Source organism: Bacteroidota bacterium (genome assembly GCA_021300195.1).
Taxonomy (GTDB): domain Bacteria; phylum Bacteroidota; class Bacteroidia; order J057; family JAJTIE01; genus JAJTIE01.
Map to the genome: position 1 here is coordinate 25,464 of JAJTIE010000005.1, position 16,437 is coordinate 41,900.

Annotated in this window: 13 protein-coding genes; 12 read left to right on the plus strand and 1 reads right to left on the minus strand. The window is 59.5% G+C overall.

All coding sequences use genetic code 11. The features are described from left to right. The first annotated feature begins 22 nt into the window (after positions 1-22). The 6 genes from ftcD to LW884_01485 all read left to right on the plus strand — a co-directional run bounded on the left by ftcD (position 23) and on the right by LW884_01485 (position 10,004). Entirely contained in the window at positions 23-1,084 is a 1,062-nt protein-coding gene (gene ftcD, locus LW884_01460) for a glutamate formimidoyltransferase (protein MCE3007002.1), read from the plus strand. 123 nt (positions 1,085-1,207) lie between these two features. Then, a complete protein-coding gene (locus LW884_01465) occupies positions 1,208-2,716 on the plus strand; it encodes a magnesium chelatase (GenBank protein ID MCE3007003.1) in 1,509 nt (502 codons plus the stop codon). A 752-nt stretch (positions 2,717-3,468) separates the two neighbouring features. After that, positions 3,469-4,461: a ribonucleoside-diphosphate reductase small subunit gene (locus LW884_01470; protein ID MCE3007004.1), complete on the plus strand. Its 993-nt coding sequence runs from the start codon at positions 3,469-3,471 to the stop codon at positions 4,459-4,461. Positions 4,462-4,616: 155 nt separating this feature from the next. Further along, positions 4,617-7,046 carry a ribonucleoside-diphosphate reductase subunit alpha gene (locus LW884_01475; GenBank protein MCE3007005.1) on the plus strand — a complete coding sequence of 810 codons (2,430 nt, stop codon included), beginning with the start codon at positions 4,617-4,619 and terminating at the stop codon, positions 7,044-7,046. Positions 7,047-7,300: 254 nt separating this feature from the next. Further along, positions 7,301-7,987: a uracil-DNA glycosylase gene (ung, locus tag LW884_01480; GenBank protein MCE3007006.1), complete on the plus strand. Its 687-nt coding sequence runs from the start codon at positions 7,301-7,303 to the stop codon at positions 7,985-7,987. Between the two features lie 10 nt (positions 7,988-7,997). Next, positions 7,998-10,004, plus strand: a complete 2,007-nt coding sequence (locus tag LW884_01485; GenBank protein MCE3007007.1) for a hypothetical protein — start codon at positions 7,998-8,000, stop codon at positions 10,002-10,004. Positions 10,005-10,229: 225 nt separating this feature from the next. On the opposite strand, the gene LW884_01490 is transcribed toward LW884_01485, so the two are convergent. Then, entirely contained in the window at positions 10,230-10,988 is a 759-nt protein-coding gene (locus tag LW884_01490; protein MCE3007008.1) for a Bax inhibitor-1/YccA family protein, read from the minus strand. Positions 10,989-11,185: 197 nt separating this feature from the next. Between LW884_01490 and LW884_01495 the strand changes: the two genes are divergently transcribed. The 6 genes from LW884_01495 (at position 11,186) to purE (ending at position 16,315) form a co-directional block, all read left to right on the plus strand. Next, positions 11,186-11,881, plus strand: coding sequence for an ABC transporter ATP-binding protein (locus LW884_01495; protein MCE3007009.1), 696 nt, complete (start codon positions 11,186-11,188; stop codon positions 11,879-11,881). 57 nt (positions 11,882-11,938) lie between these two features. Continuing rightward, the gene (locus LW884_01500) at positions 11,939-13,042 is read left to right on the plus strand and encodes an AI-2E family transporter (protein MCE3007010.1); all 1,104 of its coding nucleotides are present in this window, start codon (positions 11,939-11,941) and stop codon (positions 13,040-13,042) included. A 187-nt stretch (positions 13,043-13,229) separates the two neighbouring features. Then, positions 13,230-13,835 (plus strand): DinB family protein, encoded by a 606-nt coding sequence (locus LW884_01505; protein ID MCE3007011.1) that lies wholly within the window; start codon positions 13,230-13,232, stop codon positions 13,833-13,835. Between the two features lie 83 nt (positions 13,836-13,918). Continuing rightward, positions 13,919-14,500: a DinB family protein gene (locus tag LW884_01510; protein MCE3007012.1), complete on the plus strand. Its 582-nt coding sequence runs from the start codon at positions 13,919-13,921 to the stop codon at positions 14,498-14,500. A 178-nt stretch (positions 14,501-14,678) separates the two neighbouring features. Further along, positions 14,679-15,809 carry a 5-(carboxyamino)imidazole ribonucleotide synthase gene (locus tag LW884_01515; protein ID MCE3007013.1) on the plus strand — a complete coding sequence of 377 codons (1,131 nt, stop codon included), beginning with the start codon at positions 14,679-14,681 and terminating at the stop codon, positions 15,807-15,809. Further along, entirely contained in the window at positions 15,806-16,315 is a 510-nt protein-coding gene (gene purE, locus LW884_01520; protein ID MCE3007014.1) for a 5-(carboxyamino)imidazole ribonucleotide mutase, read from the plus strand. Before LW884_01515 ends, purE begins: the two co-directional genes overlap by 4 nt. Positions 16,316-16,437: the final 122 nt, after the last annotated feature.

Here is a 16,437-nt window from a genome sequence, read left to right on the forward strand (position 1 = left end):
AGGCTTTCCCTAACTTCGAGACATGGATCCTTCTCCCCAGCAGCTGCCGCTGATAGAGTGTGTGCCCAACTTTAGCGAAGGCCGGGATGCAGAAACAATTGCAGCCCTGGCCCAGGCTGTAGCCTCGGTAGAGGGGGTATACCTGCTACACCAGGATGCAGGCCCTGATGCCAACCGAACGGTACTCACGTTTGTGGGGCCGCCCGAGGCCGTTATCGATGCGGCCTTCCGGGCCATACAGGTGGCCGCCCGGTGTATAGATATGCGCAGGCAGCAGGGGGCACACCCCCGCCTGGGTGCCACGGATGTGTGCCCGCTCATCCCCCTGCAGCACATGAGCACCCACGCACTGCTGCCCTACGCCGAGCGACTGGCCCAGCGGGTGGCGCAGCAGCTACAGATACCTGTGTACCTGTACGAGCAGAGCGCCCGGGCCGCACACCGCACCCGCCTGGAGCAGATCCGGCAGGGCGAGTATGAGGGCCTGGCTGCCCGCATGCTACAGCCCGGCTGGCAGCCCGACTATGGCCCCACCCAGCCGAACCTGCAGGCGGGCGCTACCGTTATCGGCGTGCGCGACTTCCTCATTGCCTACAACATCAACCTGGATACACAGGATGTGGCCATAGCCAGGGAAATAGCAGGCCGCATACGCCAGAGCGGAACCCAGCGCCTGGGGCCGGATGGTACCCGCCTGCATGTGCCGGGCCTGCTGGCGCACGTGAAGGCCATAGGCTGGTATATGGAGGCCTACGGCTGCGCACAGGTGAGCACCAACCTGACACGCTATGCCGCCACACCCCTGCACCGGGTATACGAGGCCGTGAGCCACCTGGCCCAGGAGCTGGGCACGCGGGTAACGGGTAGCGAGCTGATTGGCCTGATCCCCAAGCAGGCGCTGCTGGACACAGGCTACTACCTGCTGCACCAGGATGCAGAACCCACGCAGGTGGACGAATCCCTGGTGATAGATAAAGCCGTGCGGACCCTAAACCTGAATACCCCCACCCCCTTTGAGCCCCAGGCGCGCATACTGGAGTATGCCCTGGCCCGCGCCCGGCAGCAGCACACGGGCAAGGGCTAGCCCCCATGCGGCACAGCTCCCCCGCCCGGGCGCGGCCAGCAGGGGAACGCATGCATCCCCCCGCCTGTTAGTGCCTGCAACAGTGTTTCTATTTTTTGCCTTTTCTCCCCGATCTTTCGACCCATGTCTACTCTCGCCCTCGAAAAAATACAGTCTCTGGGACAGCTGAAGGCAGCTGGCTACCAGCCCAAAAGCGTGAAGCAGGAACTGCGCGATAACCTGGTGCAGGCCCTGAAGGCAGGCCAAGACCCCTTTCGGGGCATCCTGGGCTATGAGGACAGCGTGATCCCCGAGCTGCAAACAGCCATCCTGAGCCGACACAACATCCTGCTGCTGGGCCTGCGCGGGCAGGCCAAAACCCGCATAGCCCGCCAGCTGGTGCAGCTACTGGATCCATACATCCCCATTGTGGCCGGCAGCGAGATCCAGGACGACCCCTTCCGGCCCCTCAGCCGTTTTGCCATCGACACCGTGCACGAGGCCGGAGAGGATACCCCCATAGACTGGCTGCACCGAGACCAACGCTATGTGGAGAAGCTGGCTACCCCAGACGTGAGCGTGGCCGACCTGATAGGCGACCTGGACCCCATAAAGGCCGCTACCCTGAAGCTGAGCTACGCCGATGAGCGAGCCATCCACTTCGGCCTCATCCCACGCGCCCACCGGTGCCTGTTTGTCATCAATGAGCTGCCCGACCTGCAGCCCCGCATCCAGGTAGCCCTCTTCAATATCCTGCAGGAGCAGGATATACAGATCCGGGGCTTTCGCCTGCGCTTTCCGCTGGATGTGCAGTTCGTCTTTACCGCCAACCCCGAGGACTATACCAACCGGGGCAGCATCGTTACTCCGCTGAAAGACCGCATCGAGAGCCAGATACTGACCCACTACCCCGAGTCGGTAGACGTGGCCACGGCCATCACCCGCCAGGAGGCCCGCACCCTGCCCGAGCAGCGCACCCGCGCCCATGTGCCCGAGCTGGTGGCACGCCTGCTGGAGCTGGTAGCCTTTGAGGCCCGAGACAGTGAGTATGTGGATGCCCACAGCGGCGTGAGTGCCCGCCTCACCATCAGCGGGATGGAGCAGCTGCACAGCGCCGTGGAGCTGCGCCTGCTGCAGAATGGCCAGGCACAAGACCACGCCCGCATTGGCGACCTGTACAGCGTGATACCGGCCATAACCGGAAAGATAGAGCTGGTGTATGAGGGCGAACAGGAGGGGCCAGCAGCCGTGGCCCACGCCCTGATAGGCAAGGCCATCCGCCGCCAGTTCAACGAACTGTACCCCAACCCCGAACGGCTGAAAAAGGAGAAAGAAAGCAATGTGTACGAAGCCGTCATCCAGTGGTTCAACAGCGGCCAGCAGCTAGACCTGACCCGCACACAAACCCACGGAGACTATGCCGCCGCGCTACAGCGGGTGCCTGGCCTGGCCCAGCTGGTAGAGCACCATCACCCTGGGCTGGAGGCCCAAACCCGGAACCTGCACATGGAGCTCATCCTGCACGGCCTGAGCGAGCAGAGCCAGATAAGCCGCCACCGCCTGGCACGCGGCGTACAGTTTACCGACATGCTGGGCAGCCTCTTCAGCACCGACTTCTCCTTTGACGACGAGGAAGAAGACGACGAAGCCTAGCACCCAGGGATCGATCGGGTAGGAGAGGGTCTTGCAGCACACCGGCGTAGGCGGGCCAGGCCAACCACCAGGCCGACTACTGCCCAAGCCGAGAGCGGGTAGTAGCCAGTGCGTGTTGCTTATTTCCTTGGGCGGTACGGCCCCCTTGGCAGAGGCTGGGGATAAGAAGCAGGCCGTGCATAAAATGCAGAATCTTTGTATAACCAGTTGGAAATAAAGGGATTGTTTCTGGCCTATTGCCTTTTCAACAGGGGGTGTGTACAGCCGGTGGAAAACGACTGCGGAACGTTCGCCAACTTCGCTACCCGTTCTGAAACAAGACTGGCTTTATGTGCGCAGGCATGCTGCCTTTGTAGCCGTTTGGGTGCCCAAACTTTTCGGGTCATTCGTCTGTTTTCTTCCTGTGAGGTGTGCACAGTGCCCCCAGCAGAAAAACAGCCTCCGGCTGCATTTGGTGGAAAGTTTGTGCCGGGCGGGTCGTACGCGCCTTTTGCCGCGCTTCCCTGCGTGTTTATACACAATGGGTGCTCAGGCAGCTGTGCTGGCCAACCTGCCTGCGTATAAGCTTTGCACAGCAAGGCTTGACGAGGGCCTACAGCAGGACGATATTTAGCAGATAAACCCGATAGACAGGAAAACACCCATCCCGCTTACCCCCGAGGCCAGGCTGTACCGGACCGGGATGTAGATGTATAGACCGTATAATAATCACCTAGAATAAAAGCACCATGTCGGAAATGAATCACGAAGAAATGAAAAGGAACAAGTATCTGGATTCGAACGAGCCGATCCTGCAGGATACACCGGGCCGCTTCGTGCTGTTCCCCATCCGGCACGACGATATCTGGCATATGTACAAGCAGGCCGAGGCCAGCTTCTGGACCACCGAGGAGATAGACCTGAGTGCAGACCTGATAGACTGGGAAGACAGGCTGAATGAGGATGAGCGCCACTTTATCAAGCACGTGCTGGCCTTTTTTGCCGCCAGCGATGGCATTGTGAATGAGAACCTGGTGCTGCACTTTATGCAGGATGTAACGATCCCCGAGGCACGCTGTTTCTACGGATTCCAGATCGCGATCGAGAACATCCATGCCGAGACCTATAGCCTGCTGATTGATACCTACATAAAGGATACCGCAGAGAAAGACCGGCTATTCAATGCCCTGGAGACTGTTCCCGCCGTGGCCCGGAAGGCCCAGTGGGCCCTGCGCTGGATAGACAATGCCGAGACCTTTGCCGAGCGCCTGGTGGCCTTTGCCGCCGTAGAGGGCATCTTTTTCAGCGGCAGCTTCTGCTCCGTCTTCTGGCTGAAAAAGCGCGGCCTGATGCCTGGCCTCAGCTTTAGCAACGAGCTGATAAGCCGAGACGAGGGCCTGCACTGTGACTTCGCCTGCCTACTCTTCAGCATGCTGCAGCACCCCACCAGCGAGACCAGGGTGCGTGAGATCATCCTGGATGCGGTGCGTATTGAGCAGGAATTTGTAACAGAAGCCCTGCCTGTAAGCCTGATTGGCATGAATGCCGAGATGATGAGCCAGTATATTGAGTTTGTGGCTGACCGGCTGATGAATGCCCTGGGCTTCGACAAGATCTACCGCACCCACAACCCCTTCCCCTGGATGGAAATGATCAGCCTGCAGGGCAAGACCAATTTCTTTGAAAAACGCGTAAGCGAGTACCAAAAGGCCGGCGTAATGTCCAGCAAGGAAGATCTGGCATTCGACCTGGACGAGGATTTTTAGTTCGCTCGCCGGGGCCTGGTGCCTGCCGCTTTATCCACTACAATCCACACATTGTGCATAATCGGCCGCTGCACCGCAGCCCACAAAGCCCGACCTTTGCACCACAATACTGATAACAATACCTAGACTAAACCGCCGATAAAACCCGCATAGCCATGTTTGTAGTAAACCGCCGGGGTGAGAAAGAACCCGTACAATTCGATAAAATCGTAAACCGAATAGATGCCCTGTGCGAGGGCCTGAACAGCAAGATAGATGCCGTACAGGTGGCCCAGCGGGTAGTGCCGGGCCTCTTTGACGGGGTGAGCACCCAGCAGCTGGATGAGCTGAGTGCCGAGACGGCTGCCAGCATGGTAACCATACACCCGGATTATGCCATCCTGGCGGCACGCATTGCGGTGAGCAACCTGCACAAAACCACCGATAGCCGCTTTAGCACCACCATCGAGATCCTGCACAAGTACCAGCACCCCATAACCGGCGAGCGTGCCAGCCTGATCAGCGATGAGGTGTATGCCGTGATAAACAAGCACGCCGCCCGCCTGGATGCGGCCATTGCCCACGAGCGCGACTTCAGCTTTGACTATTTCGGCTTTCGCACCCTGCAGCGCAGCTACCTGCTACGGGTGAATGACCACATTGTGGAGCGCCCGCAGCACATGTTTATGCGCGTATCCGTAGGCATACACATGGGGGACATAGATGCCGCCATAGAGACCTATAACCTGATGAGCGACAAGTGGTTTACCCACGCCACACCCACCCTCTTCAATGCAGGTACGCCTACCCCCCAGCTCAGCAGCTGCTTCTTGCTTACGGTGAAGGAGGACAGCATTACGGGTATCTTCGAAACCCTGAAGCAGTGTGCCGAGATCAGCAAGAGCGCCGGCGGTATTGGCCTCAGTATCCACAACGTACGTGCCAAGAGCAGCTACATACGCGGCACCAATGGCAAGAGTAACGGCATTGTGCCCATGCTACAGGTGTTTAACAACACAGCCCGCTATGTAGACCAGGGCGGAGGCAAGCGCAAAGGCGCCTTTGCCATGTATCTGGAACCCTGGCATGCCGATATCTTCGACTTTCTGGAGCTGAAGAAGAACCACGGAAAGGAAGAGCAGCGTGCGCGCGACCTGTTCTATGCCCTGTGGGTGCCCGACCTCTTCATGAAGCGGGTGGAAGCCGATGCAGACTGGAGCCTGTTCGACCCCAATGAGGCTCCAGGCCTGTTTGACAGTTGGGGAGATGAGTTTGAGCGCAAGTATACCGAATACGAACGCCGGGGCATTGCCCGCCGTACCGTAAAGGCTCGCACCCTCTGGAAACACATTGTGGATGCGCAGATAGAAACCGGCACCCCCTACATCCTGTACAAGGACCACGCCAACCGGAAGAGCAACCAGCAGAACCTGGGCACCATACGCAGCAGCAACCTGTGTGCCGAGGTGATAGAATACACCAGCCCCGACGAGGTGGCCGTGTGCAACCTGGCCTCCATAGCCCTCAGCCGGTTCGTGTTCCGGGGCGAGTTCGACTTTGAAAAACTACACCAGGTGACCAAGGTGGCTGCCCGAAACCTGAACAAAATCATCGACATCAACTACTACCCCATCCCCGAGGCACGCAATAGCAACATGCGCCACCGCCCGGTGGGCATAGGGGTGCAGGGCTTGGCAGATGTGTTCATGAAGCTGAAGTACCCCTTCGAGAGCGATGAGGCACGCCTGCTGAACAAGGCCATCTTCGAAACCATGTATCATGCGGCTATAGAGGCCAGCTGTGAGCTAGCCGAACGAGAGGGAGCCTATCAGACCTTTGCCGGCAGCCCCCTCAGCAAGGGCCAGTTCCAATTCGACCTGTGGGGCGTGCAGCCCAGCCCACGCTATGACTGGGAGGCCCTGCGCCAGCGCGTGATGAAGCACGGCGTGCGAAATAGCCTGCTCATTGCCCTGATGCCCACCGCCAGCACCAGCCAGATACTGGGCAACAATGAGTGCTTTGAACCCATTACCAGCAACATCTACAGCCGCCGTGTGCTAAGTGGAGAGTTTGTGGTCGTAAACAAATACCTGGTGAACGACCTGGTGCAGCTAGGCCTGTGGAATGAGCAGATGAAGAACAAGCTGATAGCTGCCAACGGCAGCGTGCAGGATATACCCGAAATACCCGCCGACCTGAGGGAGGTGTACAAGACGGTGTGGGAGATCAAGCAAAAGGCCATTATCGACATGGCTGCAGACCGTGGAGCCTATGTGTGCCAAAGCCAAAGCCTGAACATCTACATGCGCGAACCCAGCTTCAAGAAGCTGAGCAGCATGCAGTTCTACGCCTGGCATGCAGGCCTGAAGACCGGAACCTACTACCTGCGTAGCCAGGGTGCGGCCGAGGCCATCAAGTTTAGCTTGGACCACAGCGCGGTACAGGCTGCTCAGAAGGCCCATAGTGGTACGACTGGCAGCCTACCCGCTACCGACACCGGCGCTCAGCCCGAACAGCGGCCTAGTGCCGAGCGCTTCTTCTCCGATGACATAGAGGCAGCCGCCTGCAGCCTGGACGACCCGGACTGCCTGGCCTGTAGCGCCTAGCACGCCGTGAGGCACTTGCGTATTTAGGTATAGGGGCTGGTGCTACCTTTGGGCTGTATTGGGGCAGTAGGCTTCGTATTGCTTAAGTTAGATATAGGGTAAAAAATTCTGTAAGCCTTTGCCCTGGGGCTAATAGCCACTCAGGCCTCGAGGTTTCTCCAGATTAATAAGAGGACGATAAATCGCTACTACTGCTTTTTCGGGATGCCCGCCCGCCCATTGGCATTCCCAGCCGCGTGCTGTATCTTGCCTGCATGTCCCTAGCCGATACGGTACAGCTGGCCGCCGACTGGAAGCAGGTGCTGGCCCCCGCCCTGGAGGCGCCCAGCTTCCGGCAGCTGGTGCAGTTTCTGAAAGCCGAAAAGGCCGCCGGAAAAACCCTGTATCCCCCCGGGCCCCTTATTTTCAATGCCTTTGCGCATACGCCCTACCGGCAGGTGAAAGCGGTCATCCTGGGCCAGGACCCCTACCACGGGCCCGGGCAGGCACACGGGCTATGCTTCTCGGTACCCCCGGGGGTGCCCATCCCGCCCTCGCTGGCCAACATCTACAAGGAGCTGCAGGCCGACCTGGGCCAGGCCCCGCCACCCCACGGTAACCTGGAGCGCTGGGCCCGGCAGGGCATCCTGCTGCTAAATGCCACCCTGACGGTGCAGGCTGAGCAGGCGGGTAGCCACCAGCACCGAGGCTGGGAACCCTTTACCGATGCCGTTATCCAGGCGCTGAACGAACGGCCAGGGCCGCCCATTGTCTTCCTGCTGTGGGGCAGCTATGCCCAGAAGAAGGGCCAGATCATAAACCGAAACAGGCATCAGGTGCTACAGGCACCCCACCCCAGCCCACTCTCTGCCCACCGGGGCTTCCTGGGCTGCCGTCATTTCTCGCAGGCAAACGCGCACCTGCTCGCCAGCGGCCAGGCCCCCATCGACTGGACTCCCTAATCCCCCCTCCATGCCTCGCACCCTGCTTCGCTTCTCAGCCGCCCTCTTTGGCCTTATCAGCCTGTACGGCCTGCATGCCCAGCCCGCACAGGTAGACGTAACCCACTACGACCTGCACCTGGAGCTAGACCTGCCCCGGCGGCAGCTACAGGGCGAAGCGCAGATCCACTTCACCGTACTGGAGCAGCCGCTGCGGGTGCTGCGGCTATCGCTACACCAGCTAAAAGTGCAACAGGCCCGGCTGGCCGGGCACCCGGACAAACTGGTGTATGAGCAGGTGGGAGACGAACTGCTGATAGAGCTACCCCAGCCCATGTCCAGGGGGAGCAAACAGCAGCTTAGCCTGGCCTACCAGGGTACACCCGATGCGCCCAGCCTGTTCGGTGGCGTGTATATGGCCGATAGCAGCGCCTACAACCTGGGCGTGTGGATAGAGGGCAATCCGCCCAGCTTTGGCCGAGCCTGGTATCCGTGTATAGACAATTTTACGGACAAGGCCACCTATACCACCCAGATCACCGTGCCTAGCCGCCTCATGGCCGTATCGGCAGGAGAATACCAGGGGGCCACACCCAGCCGAAAGGGCACCACCACCCACCGCTGGGAATTACAGCAGCCCATCCCTACGTACCTGATGAGCTTTGCCGTGGGCAACTATGTGGCCGTGCGGGATACGGTGCAGGGCCAGGAGCGGCCCATCCCCATTGCCCTGTGGGTGCCCCCCCACAGGGTGGCCAGTGCCCGGGCCAGCTTTCGCCAGCTGAAAGCCTGCTTCCGGGCCTTCGAGAGCTGGTTTGGCGCCTACGCCTGGCCACACATTGGCTATGTGGCCGTGCCTATGCAGGGCGGTGCCATGGAGCATGCCACCAACATAGCCTACCCCCTACAGCACATAGACGGCAGCGAACTGCAAAACACCCTGTGGGCGCACGAGCTGGCCCACAGCTGGTTTGGCAACCTGGTAACGGCAGTCAGCCCCAGCGAGATGTGGCTGAACGAGGGCTTTGCCCGCTACTGCGAAACCCTGTTTATAGAGGCCACACAGGGGCCTGCCGCCGCCCGGCACTACCAGGCCCAAACGCACTATGCTGCCCTGACCCGCTGCCCACTGGCAGACGGCGGGCACTACGCCGTGGCACATGCGCAGCCCGAGCACACCTATGGCTGCACGGTGTACGACAAGGGGGCCACTGTGGTGCACGCCATGCGCCACCAGCTGGCAGATAGCCTCTTCTTTGGCGGGCTGCGCCACCACCTGGCCGCCTACGCCTGGCGCAACGCCGATACGGATGGCCTGCGGCATAGCCTGGAGCAGTACAGTGGCCAGGACCTGGCCGCCTTCTTTGCCGGCTGGGCCGAGCAGGGGGGCTTTCCGCACTTCCGGCTGGCCGATACCGTCCGCCTCCACCCAGACAGCCTGCGGGTAACCCTTGTGCAGCAGCTGTACCACCGGCAGGCTCCCGTAGCCCGGGCCTATGTTCCCCTGTGGGCCGTGCACCCCCACCTGCCCACGCGCCGCTACCGGGTGGCCATTCAGGGCGAGCGCGATACGGCTACGCTGGCCGTACCCACCGGCTACCAGCTGTGGCTAGACCCCGAGAACAGCCTGAGCGATGCCCGCCTGTGCCGCCTGGATACCCTGACCGCCGAGCAGCCCGCACACGCCTATGCAGAGCTGGAGCTGGACCTGGCAGGAACCGGCACGGCATTCAGCTGCCTGCACCTGGGCCTGCCAGACAAGGGCCCGGGCCCAGCCTATCCCCGCTGGTGGGAGGTGCAGGGCTGGACCCAGGGCGAGCTACAGTTCCGCTTCCACTACGCGGCGGCCAGGAAACCTGCCATAGAAGCAGACAGCCCCGAACAGCCCTACCTACCCTACCTGTACTACCAGGCCAGCCCGCTGGCCGGCTGGCAGCAGCTAGCTGCCCTCCCGCTCTCGGGTCGGCACGAGATACCCCACACCGGCAGGCCGGGCCGCTACGCCATTTTCTATCTGCCCGAACCCGCTACAGACTAGGGGGAGGCCATACGCCTTGTAACACCCTCCCCCATCCTCATCCCGAACCCCAGGCAAGGAGTAGGGGAAACCAGCCAGCGGATAACAGCGCCAGGATAACAGCAAAAAATCGCTTGCCCCCGAAACAAGAAAGAGCACCCCGGGGAGTGCTCTTTCTTGTTCAGGAAGATCTGAAATTCCTGGCCGCAAGACCTGGCCGGCCTATACGCGCTAGCCACAGAGGGGCTACTCGCGGCTGCTACCCATAAAGCGCAGCAGGAAGAGGAACAGGTTTACAAAGTCGAGATACAGAGACAGGGCACCCATCAGGCTGGCTTTTTTAGCCAGAGAGGTATCATCGCCGTACATGCCGCTCTCGCGTACAATGCGCTGCATGTCGTAGGCTGTAAGGGCGCTGAAGATGATGACCCCGGCTGCACCGTAGATATAGCCCAGCGTGCTGCTGCCTACAAACATATTCACCAGGCCCACAACCACCAGGCCAATAAGCGCCATCATGAAGTAGCTGCTGTACTTGGTCAGGTCTACCTTGGTAGTAAGGCCGATGATGGACATAATGCCGAACATGGCTGCGGTGGTGAAGAACGTAAGGGCAATGGAGCCTGCAGTATACACCACAAAGATAAAGCTCAGGCTAACCCCCATCGTGGCGGCATAGAGGCCAAAAAGTACGGCTGCTACCGGGTAGCTCAGCTTATTGATGCCAAAGCTAAGCACCAAGATAAAGGCCAGCGGCAGTAGCATAACAAAGATGCCCATTCCCGACAGGGTGCCCAGCAGGGTACCGCTTGCATCCCCGCCGTTTGCCGAGATGGTCTGTATGTCTGCCAGCAGCTGCTGACCCAGCAGATAGGCAATCACACCGGTAATGGCAAGGCCTACGGCCATGATGCCCAGCACCCGGCGCAGAAACACATTGACGGTGCTGGTGGAAAGCACAGCGCCTGTGGCCGTGCTCCAGTTATTTCCATAGTAGTTATTCATCTTTTTGAATTAGAGTGGTTTTCGACCCAAATTAAACACAAAAAGGATAGGTTTCGTGCACGGTAGTGCGATATTTTTCGTCCCCGGGGACGCTCGCGCCCGCATCATCTGGCAGCAAAAGCCCTGCCAGCCACAGGCAGCTGCCATTTTGACGCACTTGGTAGCCTGTTCCGGGCACACTATCTTTACGCCTGGCTATGATGTCAGAAAACACCTCCGCCCACACCCCCGGTGCCAGCCCCATCCTGGTGGTGCAGGGCATACACAAGCACTATGGCAAGCTGCCCGTACTGAAGGGGGTAGACCTGGCCCTGCACCCACGCGAGGCAGTAGCCCTGCTGGGGGCCAGTGGGGCGGGCAAGAGTACCCTGCTGCAGATAATGGGTACGCTAGACCGGCCCGATGCGGGGCAGCTGTACTATGCCGGAGCGCCGCTGCATAGCCTAAAAGCCCGGGCGCTAGCACACTTTCGCAATCAGCAGCTGGGCTTTGTGTTTCAGTTTCACCACCTGCTGCCCGAGTTTAGCGCACTGGAAAATGCCAGCATGCCAGCCTACATAGCCGGTACTGCCCGCCGCGAGGCCGAGGCCCGGGCCGAGGCCCTGCTGGTAGAGCTGGGCCTCGGCGAGCGGCTGCACCACAAACCCAGCGAAATGAGTGGCGGAGAACAGCAGCGCACGGCCATAGCCCGCGCCCTGATTAACCAGCCAAAGGTGCTGCTGGCCGATGAACCCACCGGAAACCTGGACACCCCCAATGGCGAAAAGCTGATAAACCTGCTGCTAGACCTGGCCGAGCGCCATGACCTGAGCATACTGATAGCCACCCACAACCATGAGTTTGCCGCCCGCTGCCACCGCCAGGTATACATGCAGGATGGTACCCTGCAGTAGGTAGGCAGGGCAAATACTTAAAAGTGTTTACTTTGCTGCTCCTAAGCAGTCAATGCCATGTCCAAGCTACCGCCCAACCCTTGGTTAAAGCCCATACGGGATGTCTTGCTAACAGGCCTGGCTCTGGTAGGGCTGTACTACGTGCTGGAGGTAGTGGTGTATTTTCTTGCGGCTGCCGCTCTCACCCTGCTGGGCAGGCCTATTCATACCCTGCTGAGGAGTGTAAGGATATCCCGGCGCTGGGGGGTGTCCAGTTCTGCAGCGGCACTCATCACCGTGCTCGGCTTTTTTGCGCTGCTGGCAGGGCTACTGTGGCTAATCGTACCGCCCGTGGTAAGCCAGGTGGTGGCCCTCTCTAACACAGACCCGCACAAGATGGTGGAGGCGCTGCAAGAGCCCCTAAACGCCCTCTACAAGCAGCTAGATAAGTGGGGGCTGGGTAGTGAGGCGAATGAAATCATACACTCGGCCGTGGCCGACCTGCGGGCCAACCTGCTAAACAGTGGCCTGCTGGCCAGCCTGATAGCCCTGGTGGAAGACATAGGCAGCACGCTGATCGGAATCTTCTCCATCGGCTTCATGGCCTTTTTCTTCCTCAAGGAACCCGGTACCCTGGGCCGTATTTTTATTACCCTGGTGCCCAGTGTGTTTGACCAACGGATGGAAGAGGCACTCGTTAAGCTGAAAACACAACTCCGCCGCTACTTTTTGGGCCTGCTGGGCCAGACAGCCATCTTCACCACCTTGCTTACCTCTAGTTTGTATCTACTGGGATTCCGAGACGCGCTACTCATTGGGCTAATAGGAGGGATTCTCAACCTGATACCCTATCTTGGCCCTATGATCGGTGGCGCATTTGGCATCCTGCTGTTTGTTGCCGGAAACATCACTATGCCCTTCCCCTTCCTACAGGAAGGTATTCTTATTCTGATAGCCGTATTCCTGGGCTGCCAGGCCGTGGACAACCTTTTTGTTTCTACCCTCATCTTCAGCAATACCTTGAAGACACACCCCTTGGAGATATTTGTGGTAAGCTTGGTAGCGGGCATACTGGGGGGCGTAGTCGGGATGGTGATTGCCATACCCTGCTACACTGCCGTGCGGGTCTTCCTCAAGGAATTTATGCCAGAAAACCGCTTCGTAAAGGCACTCTCCAGCTAGGCTGCACACGCCACCTGCCTGTATGTCGCAGCGATAACCTTTCGTGGGTATGGATACGTAGACCCCAAAAGCTGGCACCCGTCCCTTGGCGGCCCGCCAGCCTGTTCCCCTCAATTCCGTACATATAAGCTCCAGGTTGTACGCTGTATACACCAGGCAACCCAGACAAAGCCAAGCAAGAGAACCCATGTACCCTTCGCCCATAACCAATGCCGCAGCCTGGATGCTACTACTGGAAGCCGAGATGCGAAAGCATGTAGCCGAAGCAAAAGCCAATTTCGGCACCCTCACAACCGAGCAGCTATACGGGCATTATCAGGACGGAAAGTGGAGCCTGGCCGAGCTACTGTGCCACATGACCCGGGCCGGAGAGGCCTGGCTACCCCGGCTAGAACAAGCAATAAAGCATAGCAAACCCGTGGAAAAGCCCCTGCGCGGGCACAGACATAGAAGGGCCGGCGGCCGACTGCTGGCACAGCTACAGAGCGAAAAGCCACTGAAGGCACCCCGGCCCTTGCACCCGAAGCAGGGCCTGGCACAGCTGCCGGATCGAGATACGTTGCTTAAAAACTTCTGCAAAACCCAGCTCAGCATCGCAGACCTGATGGCCGGAGCGATCATGCTGGACCTGCAGCACACCCACCTGCGCCTACCCACCAGCCGCCTATTGCGCTACAACCTGGGCGATGCTTTTGCCATCCACACCTATCACGTAAGGAGGCACCTGAAACAAGCCTATGAAGGAATCCGAATGCCCGACTTCCCCCATCCGGAGCACGAGCCAGCCAGCTGAATGCAAGCTATTGGATGCCGTAACCGTTCAACCATCGTTCATTTTTTGCCTACTTTGTAGAGCTGCAAACAAGGAGGTACCACATGGCCAGACAGAACATACCCGATGCGGGAGACTGGATAAACAGCCTGGAGGGTATAATGCGCGAACAGGTAGTGGAGGCGGCCGACCGTTTCCTTGCCCTGAGTGTTATGCAACTAAACTGGCGCCACCAGCCCGACAAATGGAGCATAGCCGAGCTGCTACAGCATCTGAATGCCGCGGCAGACCTATACACACCCAGGCTGAATAAGGCAGTAACACGTGCAAGGCCGGTAAAAAGTGCCCAGCGGGCGCACCGGAACGGAAGGATGGGCCAGCTGTTTATCCGTGGATTGAGAAGCAAAAAGACATTCAAAAGCCCGAAAGACTTTGAACCCGACCTGAGCAACATAGCAGACCCTCATGCAGTGGTTCGCGACTTCAGGCAGAAGCAACTGGCTATAGCCGAACTGATGGCCAAAAGCCAGCAGCTGGACCTACAGAGAACCCGGCTGAGCTCACCAAGTAACTTCCTGCTGCGCTTCAACCTGGGCGATGCCTTTGCCATCCACACCTACCATGTGAAAAGGCACCTGGAACAGGCCCAGGAGCGAATCCAAATGTCGGGCTTCCCGCCAGCGTAGGCATTCGCACCGCACCCACGTGGCCCACGCAGTAGCCCCACGCCGTACGGCCAGTCCCACGCAAAACAGGATCGGCCAAATAAGCGGGGGGTCGCACCGCCCTGTATACAAAAAAGATTGCGACATAAAAACCGCTCCGCCAGTGGGAGCCTAAGCCGCTTTGCCTAACTTTGATCCCGTGTTTTATCGCGACTTCAAACTGGGAATATTGGGCGGCGGCCAGCTGGGAAGAATGCTGGTACAGGCCTGTGTAAACTACGATGTGGAAACCGCAGTGCTGGACTACGACCCGCAAGGGCCCTGCCGCTATAGCCCAAACTTTGCCAAAGGCGACTACCACAAGTACGAGGACGTGATGGCCTTTGGCCAAGGCTGCGACCTGCTGACGATAGAGATCGAGCACGTGAACGTGCAGGCCCTGGAGGTGCTGGCTGCACAGGGAAAAACCATCTATCCCCAGCCTCACATCATCCGCATGGTGCAGGATAAGGGCCTGCAAAAGCAGTTTTATGCCGAGCACGGCATCCCCACGGCCCCCTACAGGCTGGTAGAGAGCAAAGACCAGCTGCTGGCCGAAGCCGAATATCCCCTGGTACAAAAAATGCGCACCGGTGGCTACGACGGCCAGGGCGTACGGGTGCTAAACAGCTACGAAGAAGCCGCAGAATGCGCCTTCGCTGTGCCCGCCGTGCTAGAGGAAAGGATCCCGATAAAGGAAGAGATCAGCGTAATCGTGGTACGCAACCCGCAGGGAGAGATACAGAGCTACCCCCCGGTGGGCATGGTGTTTCACCCGCAGGCCAACCTGGTAGAGTACCTCATCAGCCCGGCCCCCCTGCCGGGCAAGGTGGCCGAGCAGGCCGACCAGATAGCCCGCCAGATAGCCGAGAAACTGGAGATCGTGGGCCTGCTGGCCGTAGAGATGTTCTGGACTACAGACGGGCGTCTGCTGGTGAACGAAATAGCCCCCCGCCCGCACAACAGCGGCCACCACACCATAGAGGCCAACATGACCAGCCAGTTTGAGCAGCACCTGCGCGCCATACTGGGCCTGCCCCTGGGCAGCACCCGCCACTACGGCCCGGCAGCCATGCTAAACCTGCTGGGGGCCGAGGGCCACAGCGGAAAACCCGTGTACAACGGCTTGGAAGATGTGCTGAAAATGACCGGCGTAAAACTGCACCTGTACGGCAAAAAGGAGACTCGCCCCTTCCGCAAAATGGGGCACATCACCCTGATAGCCGACAGCTGGGAAGAGATACTGGAAAAAGCCCGCTACATACAGCAGAACCTGACGGTAACCACATGAGTACAGCCAGCCCAAAAGTAGGCATCATAATGGGTAGCCAGAGCGACCTGCCTGTGATGCAGCCTGCCGCCGATATACTGAGGGAGCTACAGGTGCCCCACGAGCTGACTATTGTGAGTGCCCACCGAACCCCCCAGCGCATGGCCACCTACGCCACCCAGGCGGCCGAGCGCGGCCTACAGGTCATCATAGCCGGGGCGGGGGGGGCCGCCCACCTGCCCGGTATGGTAGCCAGCTATACCACCCTGCCAGTAATAGGCGTACCGGTGAAGAGCAGCAACAGCCTGGACGGCTGGGATAGTATCCTCAGTATCCTGCAGATGCCCGGGGGCATACCTGTGGCCACCGTGGCCCTAAACGGCGGCCTGAATGCCGGCCTGCTGGCTGCCCGCATGCTAGGCCCACACGACCCCGCCCTGGCCCGACGCCTGCTGGCCTACCAGAAAAGCCTGGAAGAAAAAGTGCTAAAATCGGCCGAAGAGCATAGCCGGAACTACCAGCCCTGAGTGGCAGGAAGCCTGGTGCAAAGCTTGGCAGGAACCTCTCCCCCTGTACGCACCTCCCTGGTCTCCGCTCACAAACTCGTGAGATGCGTACAGCTAGCTTTCTTGTCTCAGCCCAAACCTTA